The sequence below is a fragment of the Planctomicrobium limosum genome, from assembly GCF_051465645.1.
Classification (GTDB): Bacteria; Planctomycetota; Planctomycetia; order Planctomycetales; family Planctomycetaceae; genus Planctomicrobium.
In genome coordinates this window covers 3784301-3800687 of record NZ_CP195790.1, presented here as the reverse complement: position 1 = coordinate 3800687, position 16387 = coordinate 3784301, and the positions used below count along the sequence as shown (strand labels likewise).

At 52.3% G+C, this 16387-nt stretch carries 16 protein-coding genes; 5 read left to right on the top strand and 11 right to left on the bottom strand.

The annotated features are described in order from the left end of the window. Positions 1-253: 253 nt before the first annotated feature. The 4 genes from SH527x_RS14510 to SH527x_RS14495 form a co-directional block, all read right to left on the bottom strand. Complete coding sequence (locus SH527x_RS14510) at positions 254-439, bottom strand: CPXCG motif-containing cysteine-rich protein (protein ID WP_437191394.1); 186 nt, start codon at positions 437-439, stop codon at positions 254-256. Positions 440-607: 168 nt separating this feature from the next. Then, on the bottom strand, positions 608-1711 hold the full coding sequence (locus SH527x_RS14505) for a Gfo/Idh/MocA family oxidoreductase (protein ID WP_437191393.1): 1104 nt from the start codon (positions 1709-1711) through the stop codon (positions 608-610). A 122-nt stretch (positions 1712-1833) separates the two neighbouring features. After that, positions 1834-2712, bottom strand: coding sequence for a UDP-3-O-acyl-N-acetylglucosamine deacetylase (gene lpxC / locus SH527x_RS14500; RefSeq protein WP_437191392.1), 879 nt, complete (start codon positions 2710-2712; stop codon positions 1834-1836). 318 nt (positions 2713-3030) lie between these two features. Then, complete coding sequence (locus SH527x_RS14495; RefSeq protein ID WP_437191391.1) at positions 3031-3735, bottom strand: OmpH family outer membrane protein; 705 nt, start codon at positions 3733-3735, stop codon at positions 3031-3033. A 528-nt stretch (positions 3736-4263) separates the two neighbouring features. On the opposite strand from SH527x_RS14495, the gene SH527x_RS14490 reads away from it, so the two are divergent. The 3 genes from SH527x_RS14490 to SH527x_RS14480 all read left to right on the top strand — a co-directional run bounded on the left by SH527x_RS14490 (position 4264) and on the right by SH527x_RS14480 (position 8532). Next, the gene (locus SH527x_RS14490; RefSeq protein ID WP_437191390.1) at positions 4264-4731 is read left to right on the top strand and encodes a hypothetical protein; all 468 of its coding nucleotides are present in this window, start codon (positions 4264-4266) and stop codon (positions 4729-4731) included. A gap of 1155 nt (positions 4732-5886) precedes the next feature. Beyond that, positions 5887-6459, top strand: coding sequence for a helix-turn-helix domain-containing protein (locus SH527x_RS14485; RefSeq protein ID WP_437191389.1), 573 nt, complete (start codon positions 5887-5889; stop codon positions 6457-6459). A 339-nt stretch (positions 6460-6798) separates the two neighbouring features. Continuing rightward, complete coding sequence (locus SH527x_RS14480; RefSeq protein WP_437191388.1) at positions 6799-8532, top strand: ArnT family glycosyltransferase; 1734 nt, start codon at positions 6799-6801, stop codon at positions 8530-8532. A gap of 49 nt (positions 8533-8581) precedes the next feature. Here the strand turns inward: SH527x_RS14480 and mnmA are convergent, their stop codons facing one another. Together mnmA and SH527x_RS14470 are read right to left on the bottom strand one after the other, a co-directional pair. Next, positions 8582-9685, bottom strand: coding sequence for a tRNA 2-thiouridine(34) synthase MnmA (mnmA, locus tag SH527x_RS14475; protein WP_437191387.1), 1104 nt, complete (start codon positions 9683-9685; stop codon positions 8582-8584). A gap of 2 nt (positions 9686-9687) precedes the next feature. Further along, entirely contained in the window at positions 9688-9852 is a 165-nt protein-coding gene (locus SH527x_RS14470; protein ID WP_437191386.1) for a hypothetical protein, read from the bottom strand. A 144-nt stretch (positions 9853-9996) separates the two neighbouring features. Here SH527x_RS14470 and SH527x_RS14465 point away from each other — a divergent pair, with 144 nt between their 5' ends. Then, the gene (locus SH527x_RS14465; RefSeq protein WP_437191385.1) at positions 9997-10641 is read left to right on the top strand and encodes a DUF6580 family putative transport protein; all 645 of its coding nucleotides are present in this window, start codon (positions 9997-9999) and stop codon (positions 10639-10641) included. A 190-nt stretch (positions 10642-10831) separates the two neighbouring features. Here SH527x_RS14465 and SH527x_RS14460 read toward each other — a convergent pair whose 3' ends face one another. Continuing rightward, on the bottom strand, positions 10832-11785 hold the full coding sequence (locus tag SH527x_RS14460; RefSeq protein WP_437191384.1) for a DnaJ C-terminal domain-containing protein: 954 nt from the start codon (positions 11783-11785) through the stop codon (positions 10832-10834). Between the two features lie 310 nt (positions 11786-12095). On the opposite strand from SH527x_RS14460, the gene SH527x_RS14455 reads away from it, so the two are divergent. Further along, positions 12096-12836 carry a DUF1614 domain-containing protein gene (locus tag SH527x_RS14455; RefSeq protein WP_437191383.1) on the top strand — a complete coding sequence of 247 codons (741 nt, stop codon included), beginning with the start codon at positions 12096-12098 and terminating at the stop codon, positions 12834-12836. 26 nt (positions 12837-12862) lie between these two features. Here SH527x_RS14455 and bcp read toward each other — a convergent pair whose 3' ends face one another. The 4 genes from bcp to SH527x_RS14435 form a co-directional block, all read right to left on the bottom strand. Then, the gene (gene bcp, locus SH527x_RS14450) at positions 12863-13345 is read right to left on the bottom strand and encodes a thioredoxin-dependent thiol peroxidase (protein ID WP_437191382.1); all 483 of its coding nucleotides are present in this window, start codon (positions 13343-13345) and stop codon (positions 12863-12865) included. A gap of 88 nt (positions 13346-13433) precedes the next feature. Continuing rightward, positions 13434-13736, bottom strand: a complete 303-nt coding sequence (locus SH527x_RS14445) for a hypothetical protein (protein ID WP_437191381.1) — start codon at positions 13734-13736, stop codon at positions 13434-13436. A 906-nt stretch (positions 13737-14642) separates the two neighbouring features. After that, complete coding sequence (locus SH527x_RS14440; RefSeq protein WP_437191380.1) at positions 14643-15098, bottom strand: hypothetical protein; 456 nt, start codon at positions 15096-15098, stop codon at positions 14643-14645. Between the two features lie 160 nt (positions 15099-15258). Further along, positions 15259-16245, bottom strand: coding sequence for a hypothetical protein (locus SH527x_RS14435; RefSeq protein WP_437191379.1), 987 nt, complete (start codon positions 16243-16245; stop codon positions 15259-15261). Positions 16246-16387 lie beyond the last annotated feature (142 nt).

Genomic DNA, 16387 nt, shown 5'->3' with positions numbered 1-16387 from the left:
CGGAGACCGCGTGATCAATATGGGCTGATCTCACACTCCACAATGCCTTTAGAACGATTTCCCAGCTGAAGCGGCTGCTTCCTGCCATCGGCAATGGGCTTTCACCGGGGGAAATCGTCTGAATTTTGGCCTCAAGTCGGCACTGATGGAACGCGAGCAAACCCGATATTGATGCAGCGTTTTCGCCATACAGGCATCAGCATTTTCCCTGACGATACGGCTGTTGTCCGGCCAGATGAGTGATCGAATCAATCTAGAATTCCGGACTAGCTGAGCAGGAGAAACCGCCGTCTTCCTGGATCTCCAGACGAATCACAACGGGACTGCAACAGACCGGGCAATCTTCAACGTATTCCTGATGTTCCCCTTGGGTGAGATCCACCGGGACGATGATTTCCTCACCACAATAGGGGCAGACATATTCTGCTTCGTCATTCATGGGCGAGGAGATTTTTCCGGATAACAAGGGACATGGCGAACGCAAATCAGGCCAATAAACAAGTCACTGAGTCACCTTACAAAACTCCTTGCGGAGCCGCGTGGAATGTTTGATTCTCATTCCGCTGCGACTCAGCCAGGTGAACTCTTCTGGTGATCTCACTCTTTGCTATGCGGCCTCCGCAGAGAAGACATTCGTTGGTGCATAATGCTCGATCAGCGCGTTCGGGCCGATTCGAGTTGATGATGCTCCGTCCCAGGAGTGCTGACTCACCGATTCCAGAATCTTCGCGGCGACTTTCAGTGCGGCGAGTCCCTGCTGGCCGCTAACCACTGGAGGTCGGCCAGTGCGAATACAATCCAGAAACGAACGCAGTTCGGCAGTCAGAGCGTCTTCATCGGACCCGTTGAAGGTTTCCTGTTCAATAAATCGAGTGAAGATCTCGGCCTTCAGCGTTGCGATCTCTTCTTTACGCTGAATCGCCAGTTCGAATGGAAGTTCACCACGCAGCAGTGATTCGCCAGGAGTGAATGACTCGACTGTTCTGGCGCTCATGTCGACGTTGACGCATCCGGTCTCTGACCAGCACTGCATTGTTCGAACAAACTTCGGTGCGACACGGTTCGCGACGATGTCGGCGATACATCCGCCGGGGAAGACGAGGCGAGCCTGCACGCAATCTTCCTGACCCCCGACAAGTGAAACCCCAAATGCGTCGACTTTTACTGGCATCTCACCGACCAGTGACAGCGTCAGCTCAATGTCATGAATCATCAAGTCATGGACGGCACCAATGTCCATCGAACGGAATGCATAAGGACTGACGCGTTCGCAACGAATGTATTTCGGTTGGCGAATGCGCTCCGCTGCGGCCTGAAACGCTGGATTGAATCGCTCAATGTGGCCGACCTGCAACGGGACGTTGTGTTCTCTTGCAAGTCGAACCAGCACAGCACCATCTTCGACATTGGCCGTTAGCGGCTTTTCGACGAGGACAGGAATGCTGCGGCACAGGAATTCTTCTGCAATGCTGCGGTGCAGACTTGTTGGGACGACGATCGAAACAGCATCGATCTCTTGCAGGAGCGTGCGGTAATCTCCAGTCCATTCGCAGTTGCAACTTTCCGCAACTGCCTGTCCTTGTGTCGGATTCGGGTCTGAAACGGCAACGAGTTCGACGTCTGGCTGCTGTGAAAGAATGCGGGCGTGATGACGTCCCAGTGCGCCAACGCCGACGACCGCGACTCGAAGTTTGTCTGATGAAGAGACCATGTTGAAATCCTTTTCCAATGGTCGATTGGATGATCGCAGCGCTGCATTCTGTCCGGCAGCGATGTCAGTGTGTATGTGTTTGCGTCTCAGTCTTACACAAGATTCGATCGAGTGAAGACGTCTTATGTGTTGTCTGAACAGTGTTCTGCGAGTTGTTGTGCCCGAATCTGGCGAATGATTTCGTGATTGAGCCGATGGCCAGAGCGACTGGCGGCGAACTTTCCGATCAGGTCGCAACCGATGAGAGCGAAGTCACCGACACAGTCTAAAATCTTGTGGCGAACACATTCGTCGTCGAATCGCAGTTTGTTTTCGATGAGTCCCTGCTCACCAAAGACCAGTGCATTCTGAGAAGTCGCCCGCAGTGCGATCCCTCGTTTACGAAGGGCGGTTGCTTCATGTTCCAGAACAAATGTCCGACAGTTGGCGAGTTCGCTCTGAAATGTTTCTGGTGTGATCGTCAAACTGAGTGACTGGAAAGGAATCGGCCCCGGTCCGTAATCCAGAATCAAGCCGATCTGATAGACAAGAGCCCGTGTTGGTTGAACCGAGACTCCGATTCGATCCGTTTCGATTTGAACAGAAGTGGCATCGACCTGAAGCGCAGGCTGCTTCTCGTCCTGAACGACGATCCCTGCTTTGAGGATGGCTTCAACAAACGCCTTTGAAGAACCATCGCAGATGGGAGGCTCAGGTGCATTGATCCGCACGAGGCAATTGTCGATCTGCAAACCAGCGAGAGCGGCCATCACGTGTTCAATAACGGCGACGCTGGTTCCTTGAGCGGTGATGACGGTGCATCGTTCCTGCGGGGTGACATATTCGATCAACGCTGGAATCTGCACCGGTTCGACGAGGTCCACGCGTTCGAAGACGATGCCATGATTGCAGGGAGCCGGACAGAGTTCCATTTCGACGTCAGCACCATGGAACAGGCCGAAGCCAGAGATGGTCACCGGTCGGGCGATGGTCTGTTGGAAGCGAAGTCTGAGGAGGCTCATGGCAGGGATATCCGCATTCTGTTCACGATAGCCCCATTTCGGTCTATCGGATTCCGTCGCCCCAAACTGTTCTGGCAGGGAAACAACTGGTTATGACTAGGCAGGTGTGTGAATCAGCGAAGGCGGTCCTTCAATGAACCCCGTCCGCGATTGTGGGGGTTCACTGTCGATCTCACGGAGTTACTGTTGATTGACACTGTTGATTTACAAACACACTGTAGAGCAAACCACGAGGAGCAGTCTGCTCTACAGTGTGTAGGCGGAAATGAATCAGGAAACCGGGAGCCCCTGCCCCGGCAACACACTTATGAAAATCATCTAACGGATGGTCCCCGTTGATGGTTGAGTCGCTGCTGGATTCTGGTTGGCAGGACGCTGATTGGCAGGGCTGTTGTTGCCTGCCGGGACGACATTCGGCGATTCCTGGGAGTTTTGCTGTTTCTGCCAGTTCGAATTCAGGTAGCTGAGAATCGGATCGGTCAGGTCATCCTGAGGGCGAAAGTAGATGACCTGACGATTCAGTCCATTGGTGATCTCTTGAGGGTCGGCTGTGTCATCGCTGAGAACAGCCCGATTGAATCGCAATACGAGCGTGTACTTGTAATAGGCAGCGTACTGTTGAACGGCGGTATCGACTTCGAGGTAGATCGCCTTGTAGAGCTCGGCTTCCTTCTTGATGAACTCACGCTGAGAGACCAGCTTGAATGTCTCCATTTCAGTGCGAGCCTTGAGCAGTTCTGCTTCCAGATTGCCAACCTCGGACGAACTGCCGGGTGCAGAACTTCCGGTGAGTTGCTGCTCAATCTTCCGAATGCTTTCAATACGCGACTTCGCTTCGGCGTCGATCTGCCCGATTTCCTGCTGGAGCGAGTTCGAGAGGAAATGGAACTTCTCGTAGTTTTTGAAAACGTACGCCATGTCGATCAGCCCGACCTGATGGGGACCGGCAGTCACTGGGGCGGCGGGTTGTTGCGCGAAGAGAGGGCCCGAAAAAGAACTGATGGCAAATGTGACGAGAAGCATCACACGTTTCAGGTGATCGCACTCCATTGCGTTGCCCTTTGAGGGGAATCCAGAACGACTCGAATCGAAGGATCATCGCGGCGTCCAGTGCCAGAATCTTTAGATTGCGACGACCTCAACCGGCATTTTTTGCAGATTTGGAATTTTCCGTCAAGATGAAATCGTTCAGCGAAGAAGTTGACATTGACTCATTCGCGAATGTCTATCTTGAACAAACTGTTTAAAAATCTGAAGAAAGCACGTTGAAAAACGATTTGAGGAAAATTGAATCAAAAATGATCGCCGGCCAGGAGCGGCTTCTTTTTTGAAGTCATTGCTCACAAAAAACAATTGAAGATGTTCTGCCGGGGCGGAAATGGCAGGGAGCGTGCGGACCAGCTCTCAAGGCGTTTGAGAACGGCTCCGAGGACCAAATAGAAAACGCCCGCCAAAACAGAATGTCTTGGCGGGCGTTTATTCTCAACAATAGCCTGACCCAACAAATCAGCCATGAAGGCTGAATTGATTAGTTAGCTGGAGCTGGAGCTGGTGCTGGTGCTGGAGCAGCAGCTTCTGGAGCTGGAGCTGGAGCTGGTGCTGGTGCAGCTGGAGCTTCTGGAGCTGCAACTTCGTGAGCAACTGGAGCGCCGCAGGTTGGTGCACAGACTGGTGCACAAGCTGGAGCTGGAGCGGCACATTCTGGAGCACATGCAGCTGGTGCACAGACTGGAGCAGCACATTCTGGAGCACAAGCAGCTGGAGCACATGCTGGTGCACAAACTGGAGCGCCGCAAGCTGGTGCTACTGGTGCACAGCAATCGTTGTTGCGGTGGTGCTTACGGAACAAACGAACGCGAGCGTGACGAACGCGTTCACGACGTGGTTCGCAGCAGCTTGGTTCTGGAGCGCAGCAGCTTGGAGCTGGAGCGGCACAGACTGGAGCTGGTGCACAGCATGTTGGTTCTGGAGCGCCGCAACCATGGTGACGACGGCCAGCTTCAGCTGATTGACCCATAACGAGGACAGAAGCTGCAAACAGAGCAGCACAAGCCAACAAATTCTTCATCACGAATACTCCTGTGTCAGATCGCTTTTCAAACCCTGACAAAAGCTCTCTGCGGCTCTACCCGCCGCGTTTCCCAAACGGATCTGTGTGGATGGGAAGAATAGAGCAAATTTGTCAAATGCATTAGTTTACAACTCTGGGCACCTTGAGGTGGTTCCAGACGGAACGTCACTCAACGTGTCACCCCCAGTAGACACCGTCTCTGACAAGAATCTAGGGTCAACCGGGAGGATAGGCAAGTTATACAGCGCCGTTCAACAGAAAACAGGGTAAACCAGGTGGAATATTCCGAAAAAGTTGACGCGTGTGATTTTGGCTACGGATATTGGCGCCGTTTCTTCTAATCCTTTTAAGTCCTATTTGTGAAAAGTGAAGTAGAATTGTTGCAGTTGTCGCAATCGGCAAGGCCTGTCGTGCTGACAGTATGAATCATGGTGATTCCGAGCATTGTCTGGCGAGACAGACTTAAGTTGCACACCCGGATTCGCCGAAATTGAAGTTCGGATGGTTCGAATCAAACGAATCGGGAACGCCATTCCCACTGATCGCACAGTGCGTATCAGTTCGCTTGATTACGACGATCCAGGGGGGTTCATGCTTGAGACTTGGGGGGGGCAGATGGCTGCGGCAGAATGCCGTAACCATCTTCTGACCAGATCTAATGTGTGACTCATTAAGACTGCGTCCTACGTGACTGAACAGGTGAAGTGACTGTGCCAGGATTAATCAAAGACAACTCGTCGATGATTCAACTGGTGTCAGAATTTTCACGGTTCAAACGGAATGATGGTCTGACCATCTTGGACGACGTGCTGAAGAGAAACGAATTCAGACGGGGAATGCGTTCCTCATTTGAATTACGTGGGCTCCCACTTCGGCGACACCTGCGATGCATCACGGATTTCGTTTCTGCTGACCACAGACCGATTCCGGCCCAATCGTGGATGTGTCGACAAATTTCCATTTCCTGAGATGACCCCAAAGACGACGCTGGCAGTTGCCATGGACCCACGGGCTAGGAGAGCCGGCCATGTTGTCGAATTTGGGGTGAAGATCTGGAGCTAAGACAGCTCCTGCCCAGACAGATTGTGATTGGAGAGCCCGCAATGAGGACGATCTTCACTACTGGTCAAGTCGCCAAAATTTGTAAAGTTGCACCACGCACCGTCAGCAAGTGGTTCGATTCTGGCAGACTCCGTGGATACCGGATTCCCGGTTCCCAGGACCGCAGAATTCCCCGTGAGCATTTGATTCGGTTCCTAAAGGAACACGGCATGCCATTGGGAGAACTCGAAGACGAAGCAATGGGGAAACTCTTGCTCGTCGGAGTTGACGGCGTTGTGCGGTCAGGACTCGAAGGAGTCCTGCCCATTGAGGATTTCAAAATCGAACTCGCGGCCAGCGGTTTCGAGGCTGGAATCCAAGCGGAATCGTTGCATCCAGATTGCGTGGTCATTGACTTCGCAATGGGACGTAACGAGAGCCTGATGATCGCGCAAAATCTGCGTCGCAACAACGACTATACCGATACCGTTCTGATTGCTCTTTTGAGCGACGACGATACGGCAAGTGGTTTTGACCGCACGATTTTCAACGAAACGTTCCGAAAACCGTTCGATGCAGCTCTGCTCGCAGAACGGATCAGGACGCTCGTCAGCCGTCGTAAGACGCTGGCCTAATGATTGCGGATTGCCCGCACATCACCATCAGGTGTCGCGAGCTTCGGAACGGAATCGATCTGTTGTTCTGCAGCAGTTGATATCCCGAAGGCTGTGTGATTGATGTCGTCAATTGCCAATTGACCTTCAGGCAAAAGTGTTCTGTTTCAAGTAATGCAATTCGAACACGTGGGTCCATCTCAATCAGGTGTTGGGGAACATCATGATTGACGCGTTCGGCCGCAAAGCATTGAGACTGATTGCAATTGCAGGTAGGTTGAGTAACGTCTGACAACAAACATGTCACACAGCCCGGCCAAACCGGGTAACGTCACCTACGACAGTTGACCGGATTCGCTGATGAGCGGCTCGACAACAAAGCACGAAGCGACCTCTGTTAAAGGGGTCGCTTCGTGCGTTTTAGCCATGAAGAAATTCAGTTTGCATCAAATCGGCCCAGCGTTGCTACTCGCGATCGCTGCGGCCGTTTCTGTTTTGACCACAATTGATCTGGCGGACGATCTCAGTTGGTCCGCAGACGGCCCCGGCTTGACCTTCGACGAAAGCCTGAATGTCGAAGGAGGCGTCTTCTTTGTCGAACTCGCCTTACGAACCGGCATCGGGATGCTGCACCCCGGCACCTATTATGACATCTTCAATACGCCTGAGTACCATCCTGATTATCCCCCGTTAGGGCGACTTCCCGGAGCTGCGGCTAATGCAGTCCTTGGCCGACTTTGGGGCACGAATCAAGACTCTCTCTATATAATAACGTATGCCCGAGTCGGAACGGCCTGTGTTTTCGGTCTGCTGATCGGGTTGGTGACCTGGTTCACAACAACGCGCGCCGGGATCGTCTCCGGTATTGCCGCGGGGATTGCTCTCTGGTTCACCCCGCGAGTTTTTGGGCATGCCCATCTGGCATCCGTGGAAACGATGGTGAATCTGACATATGCCGGTTGCATTCTGGGGACAGCGATGTTGCTGTCTTCAAAAGAGAAGTTGACCGGACGTGATGGAATCGTTCCGGGAATCCTTCTTGGGCTGGCATTACTCACCAAAATTCAAGCGATCTTCCTGCCCCCGGTTTTGACGGTTTGGATTCTCTGGCATTGGAAGAAGAATGGGATCACCGCGCTCGTCGTTCTGGCGGTCACTTCCTTCATTGTGTTTCTGGCAGGGTGGCCATGGCTCTGGGCGGACCCGATTGGTCGGTTTGTTCAATACTTCTCGCAAGCAACAGATCGAGTCACACTCTATTGTTACTACTTCGGCCAACGGTATGCAGATAAAGCTGTTCCCTGGCATTACCCGTTCGTGATGTTTTTGGTGACAACGCCGATTCCAATCCTGTTCCTGGGGTTGTTCGGAACCACACTCTCCAGACGCAGTGCCGATCAGGAATATCGAGGACTGTCGCTTCGTGAAAATCGATTGCTCGCTGCTGCTGTTTTGCTTCCGCTGGTCGTCTTTGCAATTCCCGGTGTCGCGGTTTATGACGGAGAACGCCTGTTCTTAATGATCTGGCCCCTGTTCTCGGTCTGGGTTGGAATCGCGGCTGGGAGAATATTTGATCTCTTGCAAAAGCGAGTTCATCTGGCTGCAGGGATAATGACTCTCGTTGCCTGTTTTGCATTTCCGGCGTGGCAACTCGTTTCCATGCATCCTTGTCAGTTGAGCTACTACAATGGGCTGGTCGGAGGCGTGAGTGGAGCCACCCGCCTTGGCATGGAACCAACGTATTGGGGAGACAGCCTCGCTCCGCAGTTTCTAAGAGAAATCAGTGATCAACTGCCAGAGGGGGCAACGGTTGGAATCGCCCCTGTGTTACATCCGATTTATCTCGACGGGACACAGAAACAGTCGTGGTTACGGCACCGGCCTGACTTGAAGATTGTGCCATTTGACGACAAGGCGGCTGATCCTCCGCGATACGTTCTGTTTGTGCGGCGTCTGGCAGACCCGTGGGATTCTCTGATCAACAAGCAACCGGGAACGAAGATGCTGGCAGAGTTCAAACGGGGGGGCGTTCCATTGGCGGAACTCGTGCTCCTTGCAGAACCGAATACCGGTGCCGTCCAAACGATGGAGTAGTTCGAGCCGGCGCTCGTAGTTACGGACCGCTGCTGTTTCTGGCGAGGGCCTATAGAATCCAGCCGCCTCCGAGAATTCGGTCGTGATCGTAGATGGCAACTGCCTGACCGGGAGCGACTCCGAACTGAGGAGTGTCGAAGGTGACGAGCATTCGATCATCGTCAGTCAAAGTGACTTCGCATGGTCCAGGCGTCTGCTGATACCGAATCTGTGCCGTCGCTCGCAGTGGAAACGTTAATCCTTCGGCAAGCCAATTCAGGCGATTTGCCTCCAGCGTGTAGCGTCCAAGGTCCTCTTTCGTTCCCAGCACGACGCGACGTGATTCTGGTTCGATGCGAACTACGAATCGGGGCTCGCCAAACGTGACCCCGAGTCCTCGGCGTTGTCCGATGGTGAAGTGCTGATAGCCCTGATGCTGGCCGACCACGTTTCCTGCGGTGTCGACGAGTTCCCCTGCCGTCTCTTGGGGGCCGCGATAATCGTGCAGGAACCGCCCATAATCATTGTCTGGAATGAAGCAGATTTCCTGACTGTCAGGTTTGTCTGCGGTGCGAATTCCGGCCCGTCGTGCGAGTTCGCGAAGTTCTTCCTTCTGGTATCCCCCGACCGGAAAGAGAATTTTGTCGAGGAGATCAGGTCGAATTCCAAACAGCACGTAAGACTGATCTTTCCCGCCATCCAGACCGCGATACAGCCCGGGCCGCGATTCACCGGGGACGGTTCTTAATTGAGCATAGTGGCCGGTCGCGATGTATTCGGCTCCGACTTGTTCTGCGAAATCCCAGAGCTTGCCGAACTTCAACCAGACGTTGCACATCACACAGGGATTGGGCGTGCGCCCGGCAAGATACTCGTCGGCGAAATAATCCTTGATCTGTTCGAAGGCTTCACTGAAATTCAACGCGTGGAAGTTGATGTCGAGCGCGTCAGCAACGCGTCTCGCATCCGCGGCGTCGGAGACACTGCAGCACCCCTGCTTGTGCGACTTCGAATTCACAATGGGAAGCAGAGACGGTATTGTCGAACAGACTTCCGGTTCGTGCACACCGGAGCGCATGAACAGCCCGATGACTTCGTGCCCCTGCTCTTTCAGAAGCCATGCGGATGCGGAGCTGTCCACTCCTCCACTCATTGCCAGAACGACACGTGCCATGACTACCGAATCAATTTGATCAATGGAATCGCAACAGACTCCTGATCGACAAGCAGGAAGTCGCTAAGCCGGTGAGACACCTGTTCCTTCGTGTTGTGTCTTCCCAAGCGACGCAACTGGGTGGACCTCGGAACCGGAATCAGTGCCATTTTTCGAATCGCAATCATTCGAAATCCGGATATATTATCTTATCGTGTCGAATCGCACTTGAGAACTGGGTAAAACAGAGGGGTTCCGCCGCTCCTGTCTGGACTGGTGTCATTGAATGTGTTAACACGGCGAGATTCACCATTTTTACTCGCGAAGAAAAAATGTATCAGCCTAACAAAACCTTTCTGGCCTCCCTGTTCGGTCTCTGCCTTCTCGTCAAGATTCTTCCTTTCGTGCTGATGCACTTTGGGATGGACATTCAGTCAGAAACGACTTACCCGTGGACATTTACACCGTTTTTTGCGGTGGGAATCTTCGGAGTTGCTCTCTTCCGTAAGATGAGCGTTGGTGTGCTGGTGCCGCTGGCCGCCTGGGTTATCGGAGACATTCTGATCGGGGTGTTGTCCGGGCTGAAATACGGGATGCGAGACGGTTTGGCTTATGCAATGTATCCCGGTCAGTTCATGAACTATCTCGGGTTGCTTCTCGCTTGTGGATCCGGTCTGCTGGTTCGACGTTCACGAAATGTCGGTACTATTGCCGTTTCATGCGTCGTAGCTCCGACAGTTTTCTTCGCGATCAGCAACTTCGGTGTCTGGGCATTCGATACCTGGATTAATTATCCAAAGACTCTGGCCGGTTTGCAGACCGCTTATCTCGCTGCTATTCCGTTCTATAAGAACGCTTTGATTTCAACAGTCGGCTACAGTGCATTGCTGTTCAGCCCACTCGGCATCGCCATGCTGAAACGCCGTTCAGAAGAAACCTCTGCTGCAGTTGTTTCGACAGTTGCCCGCCAGAAATAACTTCCCGGTGGGTGAAGCCAGTATCTGTGATGGCATCACTGCCGTGATGAAATCCGGTGCGGCATCAAAGTAACGTCTATCAAAAACGCCCCTTGTTCCAATTGTGAACAAGGGGCGTTTTTTTGTTTCTGCGAATCCCTGATCATGTGACGTAATCAGGTGAAGCAATCAGGACATTTGAACGCGGGCGTTACCACAAGCCATCACGAGGCGCTTGTGGATTCCGTTCGGCGAACTCTTCCAGGAGCGCTTTCGATTCGTCGTCGAGTCCCTTTGGCGTGACGATCTTGATCACAACGAATTCATCGCCAGCATTTCCTCCGCGAGCCGGAGCGATGCCCTTGCCCTTCAGGCGTAACTTGGCACCTGACGACGTCCCAGCAGGCAACGTCATTGTCACCACACCATCATGCAGTGTCGGCACGTCAATTTTAGTCCCAAGAGCAGCCTCGGTGAGAGTGACCGGCACATCGACCAGAAGGTTGCGTCCTTCTCTGCGGAAGTAAGGGTGTTGAGCAACGCGCACCGTCAGTTTCAGGTCGCCAGCAGTTCCCCCGTGGTCCCCTGCCTGACCTTGTCCTGAAAGACGAATCGCCTGACCGTCTTCGATTCCAGCCGGGATCTTCACCGTTAGAACTTCGGATTTTTTATGACCATCGATGGTCACGTCATAGGTGCCGCCCAATGCAGCGGTGTGAAATGGCACCGTGATCGTTGCGTTAACGTCTTCGCCCCGCTGCGGTTGTGGTGCTCGCCCCCGTCCACGACCGCCCCCACCGAACATCCCGCCAAAGAGCTGTTCCAGGTCGACGGCACCTTGATTACCGAACAGATCACGCAGATCGACGTCGACGGGGCCTCCATCTCGAAAGGGATTCCCGCGAGCCCCTGTCCCGAATGGGTTTTGGCCTTCCTTGACATGTTTCCAGTTCTGTCCAAACTGATCGTACTTCTTTCGTTTGTCCTCGTCGCCAAGCACATCATAGGCTTCAGCGGCTTCCTTGAACCGCTCTGCGGCTGCAGGGTCATCCTTCTTCGCATCGGGGTGATTTTCCCGGGCGAGTTTTTTGAAGGCTTTGCGGATCTCTTCGCTGGATGCAGTGCGAGGGACCCCGAGAACTTGATAGTAATCTTTGTTTGACATACGGAAATTTTAGCAGCTGGAGCAATTCCAGAAAGAGTGTCGTTTTTCTGGCACGCAGGGATCAGTCCTTTTTCGGTCGAGCAGGCTGTTGCGCAGCCACATGATAGACTGAACCGGTCGCGTTGGGCTGTGTGGAGAGGCAGAATTCGAACTGATAATTCACATGCGATGCAAGAACCTGTGTCGCAGGTGTGTCTCGGTTTGAACTATCATTTTGAACGATCACATTGTTGGAGTCAGGGAAGCTCGTCGGACGTAGTCTGGTCCCCGAGTGTCTGCCTTCGCGACATTCCATTTCGAATTGCACTCAATGGCATTTCAAGTCTATCAAATCGGCGGTCCGACTCGCACAGTTCACCCTATTGTCGGGTGCCTGCCGTTGTTTTTGCTTCTGATCCTGTTCTGCGTCTTACCGTACGTATTGTACGACACTGCACGCTCGGCGCTGGAACGGATTGGGCTGAGTTTGTTCAGTGCCAGTCTGACGGTCATTGGAATCGTCGTCGGTTCGTTCTTCAACATTCCTGTCGGACGCATTCAGAAAGACGAACTGGAACTGGACGATTCCCCCTTTGACCCGTTGGAATCGTCCGGCGCCAAAAAGTACCGCCGAGTTCAGTATAACACTCTCATCGCAGTGAACGTCGGGGGCTGTCTGATCCCCGGGCTACTGGCAATCATGCAAGTGCTGCGAATTCTTGACGATGACGCATTGCCATTCTGGGGGCTGCTGTTAGTTACCTCGATCAGCATTGCCGTTTGCTGGTGGGCGGCGCGTCCGGTTGAAGGCGTGGGCATTCTGATTCCGGTCTTCATTCCCCCATTAGTAAGCGTCGTTGCGACATGGGTCGTGCTGTTGCCGCTTGACGCCGATGCTGGTCAACGAGCCGCAACAGCGTTCGTTGCCGGAGTTGTGGGGCCGATCGTTGGGGCCGATCTGCTGCATTTGAAAAGTATCACCAAGGTTCCGGTCCCGGTTGTTTCGATCGGCGGTGCCGGAACCTTTGATGGAATCGTCCTGTCTGGCCTGCTCGCGGCCCTGCTCGCCTGATATCGAGACGTGTTACCGCTTCTTGCTTAGGCCTCGTCTGAAAGGTTCTCGATTGCTTCGGCCACGGCGTCGACGTGTCCTTTCACTTTCACGTTCGGCCAGACAGCTTTGACTTTGCCATCTTTCCCGATGAGAAATGTGGACCGCTGAAGGCCCATGTAGGTTTTTCCGTAATTCTTCTTTTCGACCCAGACCCCATACTTCTCGGCAATGGCGTGATCTTCGTCCGAGAGAAGCGGGAACGGCAGCGAAAACTTCTCAACGAACTTCTCGTGAGATTTCAGCGAATCGCAGCTGATCCCCAGTACAATAGTGTCAGCCGCCTGCAGCCGAGCGATGTTGTCGCGGAAATCACAGGCCTCGGTCGTGCAGCCGGGTGTATTGTCTCTCGGGTAGAAATACAGAACGACGTTCTTTCCATTTTGCCCCTGAAATCCTGACAGCCTGATTTTCTCGCCTGTTGATGCAGGAAGTGTGAAATCTGGTGCCTTCTTTCCTACTACAATCATGATGGATTCACCTGTTATTCTTCAAATCGGCGGATCATCTTTTCTGTACACGTGGCTGCAGTCCCAATTTGGGTGTCGTAGAGCATGGTTAGTCAGTCAAATCAGTGAAGCACTCTTCCTGCTCTTCTTGGTCAGCGAGAATGATTAATTTCATCTCCTGTTCAACTTCTATCAACCCCCGTTGAAGACTAATTTCAAACAAATCTCCTATGCCGAATTCATCGAGATCGCCCATTGTGAATCTCATATCAGTGTCAATCATCTCATCGTGCTCATACGTCTTAAAATGACCTCCCGCAAGGGATTGTACCTTGCGGAAGGCATGTTCCCCGCTCTGCTCACTTGAGTTTGCGGGGATCAATTGACTCCGCCTCACGTGGGCTTTCGCCACGTAAGCGGATTAATCCACTGCCTTTACGGCAATTGCCTTGTCAGCCTCATTCTGAGGCGATCTGACCGCAGTGGATTTCCTTTGCTCCTATCGGAGCGTGCGTCAACTACGGACGCATTTCAGACCTGTGTGACCGTCTGCCGTACGGACAATCCCTGGGGAGGGATCATTCCCGCTCTACTCAGCACAAGTTTTAGGGTGTCACAATCATTGTTATTTCCGCTCTGATGTGGCGGATGATGTTTTGTGACGCACTGGCAATGACTCTTCCTTCGTGCAGGACCTCATACGCAAAGAGGAATTCCTCCTCAGCATCGTAATCAATCTCCGGACACCTCATTTTTGTCCTCAATTCTTTAAGTATTTTCGTTTGCCGTTACGTGGGTTCAACTTTTTAGACTCCAGCCTTCATCACGTCGTCGATTTCCAAACTTGTTGGTGCTTGCCATCCTCCATTGATGCCGTCTCGTCGAAGCATCTCATTTGCCTTTTCTGTCCAGTACCTGCATTTATCAAGATTCCCCAAATGCAGAAATTCGTCAGCACGGGACATGAGAATGCCCGCTTTGATTTTGTTGGGACTTGGATGACGAGGGACGTACTTCCCAGGGAGGCCCCGCTCCCGAAACTCTCCTGAATCATCCCGAAGAAAGAGTGTCTCCTTAGGAAATTCCCAAAGAAAAGCTGACCTCAGAATTGGAGTTACGTCCACCAATTCCCCGGTCGGCGACTCCCAAACACAGTGAGATTGATGAGTGATGTAATACGGGTCTTCGGGGTCATCTTTCACTAGCCAGCCAAAGACCCGGTGACCTCCATCCTGGTGAATTTTCTTTTCAACATTCAGCCAACACATGAGGGGTTCAGCATCGGCTAAAAATTCACATCTGATCCGCTTTGGGAGAGTCATTTTGCCTCCCCATCTACGTCAGAAGATTCCTCTTGCACTGGCACCTCTCGAAAGTTAACACGACTGTTATCTTTCCATTTATATGGATGAGATGGAGCGTAAAATGCGTCACCCCATTCTCGCTCGGTAGGATCATCAACTGTGCCCATGCTTCTACATTTGGTGCACTCCAGAAGCAGGCACACGTCCTCGATCGCTGTTGAAAATACCATCCAATCATGCTGGCAACTCGGCTCTATTGAATCGATGCTTCCAAAGTCATAGAAGATTCCTGAGTCGTCATCCTCTATCCATTCCTCTTCGTGGAGTTCGTCTGCGGCCGCTTCCATCAGCTGCTCCAAATCCACTTCGGCTGCATCTGCAGGAACGATCAGCATGGCTTCTATGGAGTATGTGATCTCACGTTTTGCGATCAGAGTCACATTGACTCGTATTACTGGTTTTTTATCCATTTTTGTCTCCATTCACACGGTTTGGTGGCAGGTCATTCTGGTGAATATCTTCACCCATACTGGGCGACAAACCGTGTCGTTTTGGCGACAAATCAAATCGTTGAAAAAGAAAAAGGCCAAGCATGAAGCTCGGCCTTTTCAGTTCAAGGTGGGAGGATGCCTACAGTCTCCAGTCAGGCTTTGGGAGAAATGGCCTGTAAGCGTACGCAGTACCTTCCGGCCTGATAAACCGTGTCAGGTAGGCTGCAAATTTCTGCAAGCCATGCTCTCGAAGGGAAATAATTCCCCTTTGCAAACTTCGAGAGACCGTATTATGGCACTGATGTTCCAAATTGTGATTGTAGTCAGATTCTTTCAAACAGCGTTTAAAGTCATTCTCACAGTTACCGAATTCATCCTCGAATCGGGCCAGTGCTTCTTCTGCCTGTTCAAGACTTTCGTTGTCTCCCCATCTCCTCTTCGATTCACATCTTTCGATTAGTCTGTTGTGTGAGTCGAGCATCGCCTTCAGACTGATACCATCGAGTTTCGGTAGAGGTTTTGTATTCTTGTCAGACGCAATGATTGCCAGAGCTTCGGCATTATTGAGACCATCCAATTGAGTCGAGGAAATTGCCCGATCAGGACTTGTCAGCAATTGAGCAATTCGCTGAAAGCCGACAGCATTGGGCAAATTTGCTCTTTCGTCCTGATACTGAACTACCCACATGTTTCCTACCAGTTCAAATCGATACTGAGTTTTTTCTGCAAGTATCTCATTCGAGCAACTACGCTGGAGATTTGCTTGCTCCAGGCGATCCAAGCGGTTGGTTATCCCAGCAAGTGTGGCGTTCACAAACATGTCCATTACCGTCTCCTTCCGGAGCCATTCCCGCTGCTCCCAAGATGGCATGAATGTCCAGCGTAGATGATCGTACACCTCTCGTACGGAAACCCATTCAGGGAGATTGGATTCAATTTCCAAGTAGTCTCCGCAGACGGTGACATCTGCAACAACCTCGTCTCCAGGCTGTCCGTTCGCCAATACAAGCGTCGCCTGCCCCTCTGGCAGCATCCTGGCGATGAAACCAACCATTCGAGCATGGTCGTTAGAATCGTAATGCCTTTTGATTCCATAAGATGCGTCAAATTGGAAATTCGTTTTCATACTACGATTCTACCACAGAAAACCTCATTTGTAATGCGATTTTTGTTTCGTGTTATTTGTCGTCGAAACGACAGCCTCTGTCGCCCAGAAGGTGTAGAGCAGTGGGAATGGTTCCGCTGCCAGATGAACCTTTCGGAGATGG